This is a genomic window from Kitasatospora sp. NPDC001225 (assembly GCF_053597855.1).
Map to the genome: position 1 here is coordinate 1 of NZ_JBSFJC010000172.1, position 14,318 is coordinate 14,318.

The following is a 14,318-nucleotide window of genomic DNA, read 5'->3' on the forward strand; positions in this document are numbered from 1 at the left end:
GCTGAGCGGGCGCCGCGCCCGGCGCGAGCCGCTGGCGCCGGCGGCGGACCAGCAGCTGCACCTCGTCCGCCGCCGAGCGCGCCGTGCGCATCAGCTCCGAGCGGATGAACCGCCGGTCGGTGGTGTCCCCGCCGTCGGAGAGCACCTTCGCCGTCCGGGGGGCGTGCGGCAGCACCCCGAGCACCGGCAGCCCGAGCTCCCGGGTCACCTCCGCCCGGGCGTACGGCCCCTCGGCGACCAGCAGCAGCCCGAGCGCGTCCGCGCCGGTGCCGGCGGCGGCCAGGTCCTCGGTCAGGGCGGCGAGCCGGGGCCGGACCGCGCTCAGCCCGCGCAGCGTGGTGCGCACGGTCGCCACCACCGCGTCGGCGCGGCGGGCCAGCACCGCGCTGTGGCCGGTGGCGCCGGAGCGGCCGAGGTCCACGATGACGTCGTAGCCCTGCTGTTCCACGCCGTGCAGCAGTTCGGCGAGCGGCTCCCAGGTGTAGGCGAGGCCGGGCGCCTGGGTGGGGTCGGTCAGCCCGGGCAGCAGCAGCCGTTCGGCGTTGCCCTCGGGCGAGAGGTCGATCAGCTGCTCCCAGATGGTCTGCGCGAGCAGCCCGCGCCGGTCGGCGACGGCCAGGTTGCGCAGCCCGTACACCGCCTCGACCCGGCCCTCCAGGGCGCCGGCGAGCACCGCGCCGCCGTCCGGGTCGGCCTCGACCAGCAGGATCCGCCGACCGGGCGGCAGCGGCCAGGACAGCAGCAGTGCCAGGGCGGCGGTGGTGGCTCCCGGTGCGCCCGGGCCGCCGACCACCGCGATCACGGCCATCAGGCGCCGCCCGTCGCGGCCGGTCCCCCGGACGTGGCGGCACCCGGCGTGGTCGCCCCGGGGGTAGGAGCGGCGGGGGCGGGGGCAGCCGAGGGCGCACCGCTCGGCGCCGGGTTCGGCGCGGCGCCGCCCGCCGCCCCGCCGCGCGGCGCGAGCAGCACCTGGATCCGCCCGCTCGCCACCCACTGCGCCAGCCGGGGCCCGTCCGCGGTGCCGACCGCCACGTCGATCACCTGGCTGCCGTCGGTGTCCACCCGGCCGACGGTGATCACCGTGGCGGGCAGCGAGTCGGCCCGGCCGTTGTCGGGGGTGAAGACGACGACCAGCTGCACGCCGGGCTGGAGCCGGCTGGCGGGCAGCTGGCTGCGCTTGGCCGACACCCCGACCACGATCTGCCCGGGCTGCACCGACAGCCCCTGCGCGAGGTCGGCCCCGGTGAGCATCGCGCCGCGCTTGAGGTCGGTGGCGGCCCGCATGCCGACCGCCTTCGTCCGGTCCTGGGCCGCCAGCGGGTGCAGCGCCGGGTCCCCCGCGATCCGGGCGACCACCAGGTCGTCCTCGGTGATCACCTGCCCCCACGGCACGTCCCGGGCCAGCGCCAGCACCGCGACCCGCTGGCCGGTGCTGTTGTAGAGGACGGCCCCGCCCAGCCCGCCGGCCGCGATCAGCGCGACCGCCATCGCCAGCACCGCCGGGCGCCGCCGCCGCGCCCGCATGGTCCGCCCGGGCGCGTGCGGCAGACCCCGGCCCTTGCCCGGGCCGCCCTGCTCCAGCTGCTCCGGGAGTGCCACGGACGCCGCCGCGCCCGCGGAGGTGCCGGATCCCGGCGTCGCGAACGTACGGTTCTCCACCGGGTTCCGCCCTTCCCTCGTTCGTCTCTGGCTCGTCCGGCTCGTCCGGCCGGTCTGGCTCTTCTGGCTGGTCAGTGCGCGGATCGCCGCGCCGGCGCGCTCAGTTGAGCACCTGCATCTCGGCGACCTTGAGCTCGAAGGGCTTGCTGCTCTGGTTGATGCCCGGAATGGTGAACTTCCGCGGGTTCGGCCCGCCGGTGACCACCACGGCGGCCTCCCAGTGCATCGTCACCGTGGCGCTGAAGACGCCGTTCTTCTCACGGGCCGAGCTGGTCCTGAACTCGTAGCCGCAGTCCGGGGACTTCGCGTCGCCGTACGCGGGGACGTACGGCGTGCCGGGCGTGGTGCAGGAGGTCTGGAGGTGGTCGCCGAAGCTCCAGTCCGCCTTCACCAGCCGGGGCGTGACGGTGACCGAGATGCCCGCGACCGACGCGTTGCCCGGTGCGGGCAGCGCGGCATCGTCCGCCCAGAGCCAGACCGGGGCGTTGACCACCGCCGTTTTCTGGGGCGCGGCCCGGCCCACCGGGGGCCGGAAGCGGACCCGGTCGTAGGCGGTCTGGATGGCCGTGGCCTCCGCGTTGACGTTCTGCCCGTCCGGCGAGGTGGGCTCGAAGACGACCTCGGCGCCGCCCAGGCCCCCGTCGGTCTGCGGGCAGACCTTCGTGTAGAGCGAGCCGTCCTTCGGGTCGTGGCCGCCCCAGGCCGGGTCGCCGGCGGCCGGCGGGTTGTCCAGCGGGCGGAAGTAGCAGCCCTTGTCGCTGCTGAACCAGCCCAACTGGGGGTCGTGGCAGGCCCAGGGGACGTCGTGGTAGCTGCACAGCTGCGGGCCGGTGCCCGAACCGCCGCCACCGCCGGGCTTCGATCCACCGGGTGTCGTGGTCGTCCCCCCGGAATTGACGTCCACGCAGATCACGTTCGGGTAGCACTGCTCGGCCCCGCCGCTCGGCGGTTCGTCCGCGGTCGCACCCACCGCCGAGGACAGCAGCAACCCGGCCGACATCGACGCGACGACCGAGATTCGCCGGGCCGGTTTCCGCGCGTTCAGCATGTCCGATCCACCTCCCGTTTGAAGTCGTAGATCAACCAATGTGCTTGGAACCAGCGCAGGGAAGCGGTTCCGACGTACCGGTTCAGGCGTGCTCCGGGATCCTTGGCGGCCCCGGTGACGGCATCGACGCGGTGCCAGCCGGACAGGTCGACGCAGTCCTCGATCACGGCGGTCTGCGGATCGGCTTTCAGGTCGACGGTCTTGACCACCGCGGAATTGCGCGGCGTTCCGGTCATCACCACTTTGGCGTCGCGCAGTTGCCGGAGGCTGACCAGGCTGTCGGACAGCGCCCGACCGGAGGAGTACTGCTCCAGTCCGTAACCGTCCGAATCCGACCGCCCGAACGTCTCGGCCTGGGCCTGCCACCAGTCCTGATACGCCTTCAGGGCCAGCCGTGCCATGGCCCCTTCCGGACCGCTGGTCGGCGCGATCGAATCGTTTGCCGAACCACTCGAAGGAGTTAGCGGGTTCACTCCCGCGACGGTGGGCGCGGCCGACCCGATGCGATCGACGGAACCGCCCGCACCACCGCCCGCACAAGCACCGAGCAGCAACACCAGAACCGCCCCACCGACCCCAACCGCCCCAGGGCGCAACACATTTCCGCGCTGCCGCATGGCCCCACCTCATTGCGACCGACCTGATCCGTGATCCACGGCCGCCAGGAGAATTCCGCCGTCCCACCGGTGTTTCCGCTGGGGATCGATTCTTCGCCAACCCACCCCATCACGGCAACACCTCAGGCCCCCTGACCTTACGCGGAAGGCGGTTCCGTCGGGGCACTTTCCCGCCACAGAACGGCCAACAGTTCTTCGGAAAGCGACAATCCGGCCAATGCGCCCCGAACCGCGGCCCGATTGCGCATCAGGAGCCGCCCGGCGTGCGGCGGAACGAGCAGGCGCGCGCCAGGCGCACCCGAACTACCGGCCGGTTCCCCGCCGTCCGTCAGCGCGGCCACGGCCGGCTGGAGATCGAGCGGGGAGACGGCCGCGGGGGCACCCGGGACGCCCTCGCGCAGGACGGTGGTCAGGGCCCGGCTGAACGAACCCTCCCCGCCCGGCAGGACGGCGTCCCGGCCGCGTCTGCCCGGGGCGTAGCGGCTGCCCGGGCTGTAGCGGCCGATCCGGCCCCACAGCGGGACCCTCGAGTAGCTCAGCAGTTCGCCCGCGCCGTCCTCGCCGCGCTCCAGCGCCGCCCAGGCGTCCCGGTCGACCGCCGCGTCGACCAGCAGCAGCGCCTCCTCCTGGTCCCCGTGCACCATCGCGCTGACCAACCAGTCCCAGGCCAGGCCCCGGCGGTAGGCGTTGTCGGCGGTGCTGCCGGCGGTGACCAGGGCGAGCCGGCGGCCCCGCGGATCGGCCACCAGCTGGCCGACCAGGCAGACCAGCAGCCAGCGGCCGGGGTGCAGGGCGGCGTCCCGGACGGCGGTGAGCATCGCGTTGGCGTCCGCGTCCGGCGGCACCGTGGTGACCCGGCAGCCGGCCGCGCCGGTGTCGAAGCACATCCCGGGCAGCACCTCGGCGAGCAGCCGGGCACCGTCCGGCGCGAGCGCCGCACCCCCGAAGGCCCGGTCGGGCCCGCCGTCCGCCCCGATCACCACCAGATCGACCCCGCCCGCCATCCGGCCGTCCCCCTCCTGCACCATTTCTCCACCCGCCGGGCAGGCTACCGCCCCGGACGGCCGCCGACGGGGCTCCCGGCCCGTCCGCTCAGGGACCATGGGCCCTATCGATGCGGGCACCGACCGAGGACGATCGGACGCATGGAGCGTGAGGACCGTGTGGAGACCCTGAGCGAGGCCGAGTGCCTGCGGCTGCTCAGCACCGTGCCCGTCGGGCGCGTGGTGTACACCGAGCACGCGCTGCCGGCCGTCCTGCCGGTCTCCTTCGAGGTCCTGGACGGGCGGCTGGTGCTCGCCGTACGCCGGGGAAGTGCCACCGCGCGCGGGCTGGACGGCACGGTGGTGGCCTTCCAGGCGGATCTGCTGGACCCGGTCACCCGCACCGGGTGGAGCGTACTGGTGCACGGGCGGGCCGACGTGGTGAGCGACCCCGAGCAGGTCAGGCGGGTGCTGCGCTCCGGCCTGCGGCCGTGGGTGGGCGATCCGGAGCCGCTGTTCGTGGCGCTGGTGCCGGAGCTGGTGAGCGGCCGCCGGCTGTTCCCGACCGGACCGGGCGCCCCGGGGCGCCAGACGCGACGGCCGACGGGCGCGGGGCCGACGAGCGCGGGGCCCGTGAGGACCGCCCCCGTGAACACCGGTTTCCCGCTCGGCTCCTGACAGATACCGATGGGTAGGCATACGCTTCCGGCGTCCTGATCCCTCCCCGGGTCCGTCCCCCACCAGGAGCGCACCGTGACGACCTTCGCCTCCCTCGCCGAGCTGACCGCCGCCGTCGGCACCGAGCTGGGCACCAGCCAGTGGCACACCATCGAGCAGCGGCAGATCGACCTGTTCGCCGAGGCGACCGGTGACCACCAGTGGATCCACGTGGACCCGGAGCGGGCCAGGGAAAGCCAGTTCGGCTCGACCATCGCGCACGGCTACCTGACCCAGTCGATGATCCCGGTGCTGGCGAAGGAGTGCTACGCCGTCGAAGGCGTGCGGATGGCGCTGAACTACGGCTCCGACAAGGTGCGCTTCCCCGCGCCGGTACCGGTGGGCACGGCGGTCCGGGCCACCGCCGAGCTGCTCTCGGCGACCGAGGTGCCGGGCGGGGTCCAGGCGGTGGTGCGGTTCACCGTGACCAGTGAGCGGAGCGCCAAGCCGCACTGCGTCGCGGAGACGATCACCCGCTTCTACGCCTGACGGAGGGCGGACCGACGGGCGCTCGGACCCGCGCTCCACTCGGCGCGGGCCCGCGCCGGGCCGAACCCGGGCACCGGCCCGGGCCGCCCTCCCCGGGTACGCCGATTGGACCGCGCGGGGCTCTCCACCAGGTCCGGACGGCCCACGGCGAGTAATCTCCGACGAGATGGTTGTCGTATCGCAGCAGCCCCACCCGCCGCTGTGCTGCGCGCCCCGGCACGCCCGGTAGCCGTGACCGTCCCTGGAGGAGCCGTGCCCCGCCCCGCCCCGTGGTTCTCCCGCCTCGCCGGTCTGACGTCGCAGCTCGCCCCGCCGTCCGCCGGCCCCGCGGCCGAGCGCGCCGTCCCCGGGCTGGCCGGACTGCCCCGGTCCGCCTGGCACCGGATCCGGACCGACGCCTTCGGCGCCGAGCCCCGGGGCGAACGGCTGGCCCGCATCCGCCGCTCCCCGCACTTCGCCGACGGCGCCTTCCGCAACCCGGTGCCGACCCGCCGCCTGGTGTACGAGCGCAGCCCGCTGGAGATCCCCCGGGCCCAGCTGACCGGGGACAAGACCCGCCGGACGCCGACCGCCGCCGTCCCGGTGCACCGGCTCCTCCCCGTCGACCTGGCCGCGCCGCCCCGGTCCGGGCTGCGGCTGACCTGGCTGGGGCACGCCACGGTCCTGGCCGAGATCGACGGACGGCGGGTGCTGCTCGACCCGGTCTGGGGAGAGCGCTGCTCCCCCTTCTCCTGGACCGGCCCCAAGCGGCTGCACCCGGTGCCGCTGCCGCTGTCCGAACTCGGGCCGGTGGACGTGGTCGTGATCTCCCACGACCACTACGACCACCTCGACATGGGCACCGTCCGGGCGCTGATCGGGACGGGCGCGGCGTTCGCCGTCCCGCTCGGGGTCGGGGCGCACCTGGAGCACTGGGGCGTACCGGCCGAGCGGATCGTCGAACTGGACTGGTGGGAGTCGGCCGAGGTCGCCGGGCTGACCCTGACCGCCACGCCGGCCCGCCACTACTGCAGCCGCGGGCCGCGGACCAGCACGCTGTTCCTGTGGGCGTCCTGGGTGGTGGCCGGCGGCGGACGGCGGATCTTCCACAGCGGGGACACCGGCTACTTCCCCGGCTTCGCCGAGATCGGCCGCCGGCTCGGCCCGTTCGACGCGACGATGATGCAGGTCGGCGCGTACAGCGACTTCTGGCCCGAGGTGCACATGACCCCCGAGGAGGGCGTGCGGGCGCACCTGGACCTGGGCGGCGAGCTGCTGCTGCCGATCCACTGGTGCACCTTCAACCTCGCGCCGCACCCCTGGGAGGAGCCCGCCGAGCGGGTGGTCACCGCCGCCCAGACGCTCGGCGCCCGGCTCGCGGTGCCCCGCCCCGGCAAGCCCTTCGAACCGGCCGCCCCGCCCGCCCTGCGGCTGTGGTGGCGCGCCGTCGCCGCCGGCCCGCACGGCGTCCCGCAGCTGGTCGGCGAGCGGCCGGAGGAGGCGGTGGCCGACCCGGGGGCGGCCGGGGCGCGCGAAACGACGACGGCTTTCAGTGAACAGATTTCAAAATCTGTTCGCTGAAAGCCGCCACCCGGCCCGCGCCGCCCCCTCAGCCCGCGAGGACGTCCCGCAGCGCCCGGGCCTCCTTGACCACCCGGCCCGAGCCTCCGCGTTCGGCCGCCGCTGTCACCTCGGCGACCGGCCCGCGGGCCCCGGTGCGCCGGGCGCAGTCGGCGGCCAGCGCGATCAGGTCGCCCAGCCCGCGCGCCGACTGGTCGGCCTCGCCCAGCAGGACCGGCAGGGCCGCCCCGAGCACCGACCAGACCGTCGCCCGGGCGCCGGTCTCCGCCGCCGTGGTGAGCGCCGCCCCCAGCCGGCCGGCCATCACCGTGCCGCAGGCCACCAGGGCGCCGAGCTCGCGGCCGAGCAGCGCGCCGTCCAGCTCGCCGCGCGCGGCGAGCACCAGCAGGGCGTCCACCGCCGCCGTCCGGTCCTCGGCGTGCCGGGAGCCCAGGCCGTACGCCAGCGCGAGGTGCAGCGCGAGCCCGGCCGGGCCGCCGGCCTCGGCGAGCAGCGGGAGGTAGCGGGCGGCGCCGCGCTCGTCCTGGTCGGCGCCCCCGGCGAAGGGGTCGAGCCAGCGCGCGGCCAGCTCCTCCCGGTGCCAGGGGAGCATCGCGAACCAGTGCGCGACGGGCCGCCACGTCCAGCCGTACACCGTGCGGGCCCGGGCGACGCTGGGCTCGGTGCCGTCCAGCAGGGCCCGCGGCTCGGCCGGGAGCCGCTCGCCGCCCGGCCCCTTCGGTCCGGCGCCGATGCCCGGCTGGGCGACGGCGATCCGCTCGACCTCCTCCCACCAGCGGTCCCCGTGCACGTTGGTGTGCCGCACCCCCTTGCCGGGCGCGAACACCACCCGCTCGGAGGGCTGCCCGGGCAGGCCGCCGGTGCGCAGCCAGTGCGCCAGCCACCGCCCGGCCGGGGAGGTGAGCGCCTCGGCGGCCTTCAGCACCGCCTCCTGGGCCCGCACGTCGACCCGCAGCAGGGCCTGGGACAGGTCGGCCTTCCCCGGTTTGACGCCCGCCGCCTCGTACCCGGCGAGCCGCTCGACCAGTTCGGCCGCGTCCAGTGCGCCGGTGGCGTCGGTCGGGGTGGCGAGCAGGTACGGCAGCCCGGCGTGGTGGACCTGCCAGGCGGCCTCCTCCAGGCGGGCGGCGAGGACGGCCCCGGGCACGGTGGTGTGCGCTCCGCGCAGCACGGAGCGGCCCTTGCGGCCGAGGTAGTCCCAGACCTTCCACGGCGGCGTCTCCCCGGCCACCGCGGCCACCACGTAGAGGATCTCCCGGGGCGTGCAGTCGCCCACGCTGTTGGTGCCGCGCCACGGGTGCACCCGGCGGACCGGCTCCACCGCCTCGGCCAGCGCCTTCCGGTCCAGGCGGGTGAGCCGGACCAGCCCGTCCAGCACCCGCTCGAAGTCCGCCACGGCGGGCTCCTGCGAGGCGAGCAGGGCGGACATCTCCTCCGCGAGTTCCACCGCCGAGCCGATCGGGGCACCGAGCGGGCGCGGTTCGGGGGCCGGCGGGAGGAGGGCGTTCCACCCGGTGTCCGGGTCGTCCCCGTCGCCGCCGACCGGCGCGCCGAGCAGGTCGCCCGCGCGCTGGTGGTGGGCCGGGTTCAGCCCCTCGGCGGCGGTCCGCAGCTCCGCCACCACCGCCTCCCCCGCCGCCTTGAGGTGCCGGGCCACCACGTTCAGCGCCCGTTCCTGGAGGGCCGCGTCGGGGTGCCCGAAGGCCTCGGCCGCGGCCAGCACCACCGGGCCGGAGCGCCCGGGCGCGCGCCGGGCGGCCTTGTCCAGCCAGGCCAGCTGGGCGCGGACCAGCTTCTTCTCGGTCCGGAACAGCACCACCGCCGAGGCCTCGACGAGCACCTCGGGCTCGATCAGGCCGGCCTCGTCCAGCCCGGCGAGCACCTCCTGGGCGTGCCCGGCGAGCACCGACTGGCCGTCCAGCAGCGCCACCAGGTCGCGCACCCGGGCCGCGTACTCGGCCGGTGTCGGGCCGAGCGCCCGCAGCACCTCCAGGAGGGCCCGCTGGTCGGCCGGCTTGCCGCCGCGCAGCAGCCGGGCCAGGCAGCGGTCGAGCAGCTCGGCCCGGTCGACCAGGCCGGCCGCGACCAGTTCGCCGATCGCCTCGGTCCAGACGTCGCCGGGGCGCGGGCTGTGCCGGTGCGTCAGCTGCCAGCCGATGTCCGCGAGTTCGAGCAGCTCGGGCAGCAGCACCGGGGTGAAGGCGTCCTGGCGCAGCTTCTCGGCCAGCGTGGGACGCGCGCCGCGGCTGCCGAAGTCGCTCACGCGGTCCGTCCAGCCCCGGACGAAGGTCTCGCCGCGCGGCACCTCACAGCCGGTGCGCCGGACCACGGCCTCCATCACCGGGTACATCGACCAGCCCTGGTTGCGCACCGGCCGGACGGCGAGCCGGGTGACCACCTCGACCTGCCACTCCACCGGCTGCGCCTCGACGACCTGGTGCAGCACGGAGTTCCGGGCCCAGTCGCGGACGCCGAAGTCGCTGCCGGCCAGCCAGGTGGCGGCGGCGGCCGGGCCGGAGTGGCAGCCGGCCCCGGCCACCAGCAGGCGGCCCCTGGTCTCGGTCGCCTCCCGGGACCACTCCTGGCGCAGCTCCTTGCGCAGCGCCTTGAGCGCGGTCAGGGCGGCCCGCCGCTGGGCCGTGTCCAGCCCGGCCAGCAGCTCCGGTATCCGTGCCAGCCGCCCGGACCGGACGGTCGTCAGCAGTTCGTCGACCGGCCCCTGCCGGTCGGCCCCCTCCACCGTGCTCACGCTCCGGCCCCCTTCGTCCCCGCCGCCCCGGCTGCCGTCTCCCGCACCATGCCGACCGCGAGCGCGTGCTTGCACGGCCCGCGTCCGCCCCGGTACTTGCCCCACCACAGGCAGGTGCAGCTCAGCCGCCCCGACTCGTCCGTCCGCACCCGCTGGATGTGCTCGTCCACCGTGACGACGGCCGTCGCCCCGCCCTCCTCCAGCCGTACGGCGCCCGCCTCGACCAGTGCCCGGGCGGCCCGCAGCCGGGGGTTGGCCGCCTCGGCCCGCCCGGCGTCGTACGGGAGCTGCCGGTGGAAGTACGCGGCCTCGGCGGTGTCGTAGCCGATCTGCCCGGCGGTGCCCAGCCGGGTGAGCGCGGCGCGGACCCGCTCGGGGCTCAGCCCGGACTGGGCGGCGAGGTCCCCGACCTCGATCCGGGGCTCCCAGGCGAGCAGCACCGCGATCAGCTCGGCGTCCTGTTCGGCCGTGCCGGTGGCGAGCGCGTCGAGCACCCCGCCCTCGCCGGAGAAGCCCCGGGCGGCATTGGGCGACAGCGTCAGGGTCAGCCGCATGCCGGGCAGCACCGCCTCCCAGGCGGAGGCGGTCGGCTCCCCGGCCGCGACCGGCCCGTAGACCCGCAGGGCGAGCGCGTGCCGCAGCACCCGCTGGAGCGCCACCAGCCGGTCGGGCCCGGGCAGGCAGACCGCGCCGGGCACCGGCCGGGTGGTCGGCCGCAGCGTCTTCCCGGCCGGGACGACCCAGCCGACGCCGGCCCGCCCGCCGCGCGGCAGCGAGCGCAGGAACCGCACCGCCTCGGCGGCGGGCAGCTCGGCGCGCGGTTCGAAACCGGCGGCGACCACCTGGGTCTCGGCGAAGCCGCGCAGCCAGCGCTCCGGCAGCGGCACCTTCTTCTCGACCAGCGGGCCGTCGAAGGTGGTGACCTCCAGCGCGTCCGGCCCGACCGCGAGGTGCAGCGGGTCGGCCGGGCCGATCCTGGTCAGCGCCTCGCGCAGCGGGTTGTTGACGTCCACGTTGGTGGTGCCGTGGCCGATCTCGTCCCCGTCGAGCCCGGCCCCGAGCACGTCGAGCCGGGCGTAGACGCCGCAGCAGCCCGAGAAGGACTCGAAGCGCAGCCGGTCCCCGTTGGCGGTGACCACCGGGTCGAGCGAGGCGCGCAGCCGCGGCTGGTAGTAGCGCGCGGCGGCGACGTCCGCGACCGCGAGCAGCGCGGCGGCGGCCGGCGCCGGATCGGCCAGGAAGCCCGCGAAGAAGCGCGGGTTGGCGGCGGCGCCGAGCGGGGTGGCGCCGCCGGAGGTGGCCAGGTCGAGGTGCCGGCCGTCGGCGCCGTCCAGGACGGCCGACGGGCGCAGATAGGCGTACGCGTGTGCGGATTGCGTCATGCCGAGCACGCTAGGTGAGGGCACTGACAATCCGTCGGGACGACCGCGGGGCGGCCTCGCGAGGGCGCCGGGAGGGCACTGGGAGGGCCCCGCCCCGGCCGGACGCGGAGCCGGAGCCGGGGATCGGACTGGAACGTGTTCTATGTCATCACGCGAGCCCGCGGGCGGCGTTACCCAGGTCACACCACCACACGGTTGGCTTCTGCCACTATGGCCTCGTGACCGACCTCACCGAACCGCACGTCCGGGCCGAGCGGCGCGCCGTGCCGGCCGCCCCGTTCGCCGAGCTGCTGGAGATCGAGCGGCTGGACGAGAACACGTTCCGGGGCTGCTGCCACGCCGGCGCCCCGATGCGCGCCTTCGGCGGCCATGTCGCCGCACAGGCGCTCGTCGCCGCCGGGCGCACCTGCGAGGACGAGCGCCCGGTGCACTCGCTACACGGCTACTTCCTGCTGCCGGGCACCCCGGGCCACCCGATCGACTACCTGGTCGAGCGGGTCCGCGAGGGCCTCTCGTACACCACCCGCCGGGTGACGGCGCTCCAGCGGGGGAACGAGATCTTCACCCTCTCGGTCTCCTTCAAGCACCCCGAGCCGGCCGCCGACCGCCAGCGCCGGATCCCGCCGCTGCCGCACCCGGAGTCGCTGCCGAACGCCGTCGCCCTCCTGCCCGAGGAGGTCCGCCGGGGCTTCGCCGCGTCCGGCGGCTTCCGCGACCTCGACCTGCGGTTCGTCCCGGCGGACACCCCGGGGCTGCCGCCGGCCGTCCCCGGGCTGCTCCAGCAGTTCGTCTGGATGCGCACCGCCTCCCCGCTGCCGGACGGCGACCCGCTGCTGCACGCCGGCGCGCTCACCTACCTGTCCGACCTCACCCTGGCCTCCACCGTCGGGCTGGACGTGCAGTCGAACTTCTTCCAGCGCACCGAGCCGCCCCGGCTGCTGATGGCCTCGCTGGACCACGCGATGTGGTTCCACCGCCCCTTCCGGGCCGACGAGTGGCTGCTGTTCGCCCAGCGCAGCCCGTCCTCCTCGGACGGCCGGGGCCTGGCGCTCGGCGAGTTCTACGACCTGGACGGCCGGCTGGTCGCCTCCGCCGTCCAGGAGGCGCTGGTCCGCGACCCGTCGTGACGCCCGAGGGCCCCCTCGTCACACCTCCGGCACCCCGGTGACCGCCGGACGAACGGAAGGGGGCCGGACGGCGTCATACTCCTGAGCGGCCCCGGCCCGTATCATGGTGCGGGTGACCAAGGTTGACCTGTCACCACGGCCGGTGGAGGCGATGTCTCCGCGTCAGCTCGAACGCCGCGAAAGCCTGATCGCGGCCGCGCTCGCCCTGGTGAACGAGATCGGCGTCGAGCGTATGCAGATGAAACAAGTCTGCGAGCGGTCCGGAGTCGCCCTGGGGACGGCGTACCGCTACTTCTCCTCCAAGGACCACCTCCTGGCTGCGGCGATCGCCGAATGGCACCGCCTGCTGCTGGCCGACCTGGTGGCCGAGCTGCGCGGACCGAGGGCCGGGCTCGGGGCCACCGACCGGGCCGTCCGGTTCGTCCGGGGCGGGATGCGGGCCTACCAGCGGCAGCCCGAACTCGCCCGGCTACGGGTGGCCGTGGCCGCCTCCACCGACCCCTTCGCCAGCGAGGCCCTACAGGGCATGGCCCGGGCCGACAGCACCGCCCTGCAAGCGGTGACGGCCGAGGTGCCGGCCGCCGCGAGCGACCTGGTGCGGCACATCGTGGCCCACGCCTGGCAGGGCGAGCTGACCGCCTGGGTGACCGGCCGCACCACCCTCGGGGACGCCCGGCGGCGCCTGGAGGACGTGGTGCGGCTGGTGCTGACCCCGTACGAGACGCGCTACCCGGCCCCGTACGAGGTCCAGTCCACCGGCTGAGCCGCGCCGCGCCACGGGCCCCGCCGCCGGGGCTCCTGGCGCGGCTCGGACCGGCGCTCGGCTCAGACCACCGTCACCGGGTGGGCCACCACGGCACCGAACAGGTAGCCCTCCCGGTTGAACAGCGCCCGCTCGGGCTGGGTGTTCCCCCGGCGGTCCGTCGCGCGGGCGCGCAGCTCGTACGGGCCGGGCCGCCCGGGGCGCCAGTCGAAGCTCCAGCGCGTCCAGCCGTCGGCCCGCGGCTCGTCGCGCAGCTCGGCGCGCCGCCAGGTCCGGCCGCCGTCCGTGCTGACCTCGACCCGGCGCACCGCCGCCACGCCGGACCACGAGCGCCCGTGCAGCCGGTGCTCGCGGTTCGCCCCCAGCCGCGCTCCCGCGGCCAGCTCGAAGGCGCTCTTGACCACCTGGACGGTGAGCGGGTCGCCCCCGCCGGGCGGGTAGTCCGGGCCGAACATCCGGTAGAAGTCGGTGTTCCACGGCGAGTACAGCGGGTGGTCGGCGACCTCCACGCTGCCCACCCACTTGATCGAGGCGATGCCCACCCAGCCGGGCACCACCAGCCGGGCCGGGGCGCCGTGGTCCGGGGTCAGCGGCTCGCCGTTCATCTCGTACGCGAGCAGCACGTCGTCCAGCGCCTTGGCGATCGGCAGCGGGCGGCGCACCGGGCCGTAGTTGGTGCCGCCGGCGACGAAGTCCGGGTCCAAGCCGGTGGGCAGCACGTCCACCGCCGCCCCGGTCAGCCCGGCGGCCCGCAGCACCTCGGCCAGCCGGACGCCCCGCCAGCTCGCCGAGCCGACGCCGCCGAGCGTCCACGGCGTGCCCGGGACGGGCTGGCCCTGCTGGCCGGAGTAGTAGCTGCGGCCGTTGCCGGCGCACTCGATCAGCGCGCTGATCCGGGTGGACGGCAGCTCCCGCAGGTCGTCCAGGCCGAACTCGACCGGGCGCCCGGCCGTCGGGGCGCCGCGCAGGCCGCTGCCGAAGAGCCTGAGGCTCCAGGTGTCCGGGTCGATCAGCGGGGTGCTGGTGTGGTTGCGGACGAAGAACCGCTCCACCGGCACGTGGCGGCCGATGGCGGCGCCGCCGTCGGCGCCGCGGAAGGTGTCCCAGCGCGTCTCCGCGTTGGTGCCGTGCGGCACGAACCACTCGGCGGGCAGCGGTTTGACGTCCCGGGCACCGGCGGTGAGGAACTGTTCCCAGGTCGTCTTGCCGATGAGGTCCCGGAAA

At 75.8% G+C, this 14,318-nt stretch carries 13 protein-coding genes; 5 read left to right on the forward strand and 8 right to left on the reverse strand.

Annotated features, from left to right (window positions below; all coding sequences use genetic code 11):
• The 5 genes from ACWDCZ_RS35050 to ACWDCZ_RS35070 all read right to left on the reverse strand — a co-directional run.
• Nucleotides 1-808, reverse strand: an 808-nt coding sequence (locus tag ACWDCZ_RS35050; RefSeq protein ID WP_449817977.1) for a hypothetical protein, incomplete at its 3' end; no start/stop codon positions are given.
• Nucleotides 808-1,659: an SAF domain-containing protein gene (locus tag ACWDCZ_RS35055; RefSeq protein WP_449817978.1), complete on the reverse strand. Its 852-nt coding sequence runs from the start codon at nucleotides 1,657-1,659 to the stop codon at nucleotides 808-810. The genes ACWDCZ_RS35055 and ACWDCZ_RS35050, both read right to left, overlap by 1 nt.
• 100 nt (nucleotides 1,660-1,759) lie before the next feature.
• Nucleotides 1,760-2,707, reverse strand: a complete 948-nt coding sequence (locus ACWDCZ_RS35060; RefSeq protein ID WP_049658834.1) for a hypothetical protein — start codon at nucleotides 2,705-2,707, stop codon at nucleotides 1,760-1,762.
• Entirely contained in the window at nucleotides 2,701-3,324 is a 624-nt protein-coding gene (locus ACWDCZ_RS35065; RefSeq protein ID WP_143204635.1) for a hypothetical protein, read from the reverse strand. Before ACWDCZ_RS35065 ends, ACWDCZ_RS35060 begins: the two co-directional genes overlap by 7 nt.
• A gap of 137 nt (nucleotides 3,325-3,461) precedes the next feature.
• On the reverse strand, nucleotides 3,462-4,352 hold the full coding sequence (locus tag ACWDCZ_RS35070; RefSeq protein WP_449817979.1) for a hypothetical protein: 891 nt from the start codon (nucleotides 4,350-4,352) through the stop codon (nucleotides 3,462-3,464).
• A gap of 117 nt (nucleotides 4,353-4,469) precedes the next feature.
• Between ACWDCZ_RS35070 and ACWDCZ_RS35075 the strand changes: the two genes are divergently transcribed.
• From ACWDCZ_RS35075 to ACWDCZ_RS35085, 3 genes are all read left to right on the forward strand, one after another.
• Entirely contained in the window at nucleotides 4,470-4,985 is a 516-nt protein-coding gene (locus ACWDCZ_RS35075) for a pyridoxamine 5'-phosphate oxidase family protein (protein ID WP_449817980.1), read from the forward strand.
• A 75-nt stretch (nucleotides 4,986-5,060) separates the two neighbouring features.
• The gene (locus tag ACWDCZ_RS35080) at nucleotides 5,061-5,513 is read left to right on the forward strand and encodes a MaoC family dehydratase (RefSeq protein ID WP_049658840.1); all 453 of its coding nucleotides are present in this window, start codon (nucleotides 5,061-5,063) and stop codon (nucleotides 5,511-5,513) included.
• Nucleotides 5,514-5,864: 351 nt separating this feature from the next.
• Nucleotides 5,865-7,073 carry an MBL fold metallo-hydrolase gene (locus ACWDCZ_RS35085; protein WP_449817984.1) on the forward strand — a complete coding sequence of 403 codons (1,209 nt, stop codon included), beginning with the start codon at nucleotides 5,865-5,867 and terminating at the stop codon, nucleotides 7,071-7,073.
• Nucleotides 7,074-7,101: 28 nt separating this feature from the next.
• Here the strand turns inward: ACWDCZ_RS35085 and ACWDCZ_RS35090 are convergent, their stop codons facing one another.
• Together ACWDCZ_RS35090 and ACWDCZ_RS35095 are read right to left on the reverse strand one after the other, a co-directional pair.
• Nucleotides 7,102-9,822 carry a DUF7824 domain-containing protein gene (locus tag ACWDCZ_RS35090; protein ID WP_449817981.1) on the reverse strand — a complete coding sequence of 907 codons (2,721 nt, stop codon included), beginning with the start codon at nucleotides 9,820-9,822 and terminating at the stop codon, nucleotides 7,102-7,104.
• Nucleotides 9,819-11,204, reverse strand: a complete 1,386-nt coding sequence (locus ACWDCZ_RS35095) for an SWIM zinc finger family protein (RefSeq protein WP_449817982.1) — start codon at nucleotides 11,202-11,204, stop codon at nucleotides 9,819-9,821. Before ACWDCZ_RS35095 ends, ACWDCZ_RS35090 begins: the two co-directional genes overlap by 4 nt.
• Before the next feature lie 218 nt (nucleotides 11,205-11,422).
• Between ACWDCZ_RS35095 and ACWDCZ_RS35100 the strand changes: the two genes are divergently transcribed.
• Nucleotides 11,423-12,331, forward strand: coding sequence for an acyl-CoA thioesterase (locus ACWDCZ_RS35100; RefSeq protein WP_387969364.1), 909 nt, complete (start codon nucleotides 11,423-11,425; stop codon nucleotides 12,329-12,331).
• A 112-nt stretch (nucleotides 12,332-12,443) separates the two neighbouring features.
• Entirely contained in the window at nucleotides 12,444-13,094 is a 651-nt protein-coding gene (locus ACWDCZ_RS35105) for a TetR/AcrR family transcriptional regulator (RefSeq protein ID WP_063780393.1), read from the forward strand.
• A 62-nt stretch (nucleotides 13,095-13,156) separates the two neighbouring features.
• Here ACWDCZ_RS35105 and ACWDCZ_RS35110 read toward each other — a convergent pair.
• Nucleotides 13,157-14,318: sulfite oxidase (locus ACWDCZ_RS35110; RefSeq protein WP_449817983.1), on the reverse strand; the 1,162-nt coding region annotated here is incomplete at its 5' end.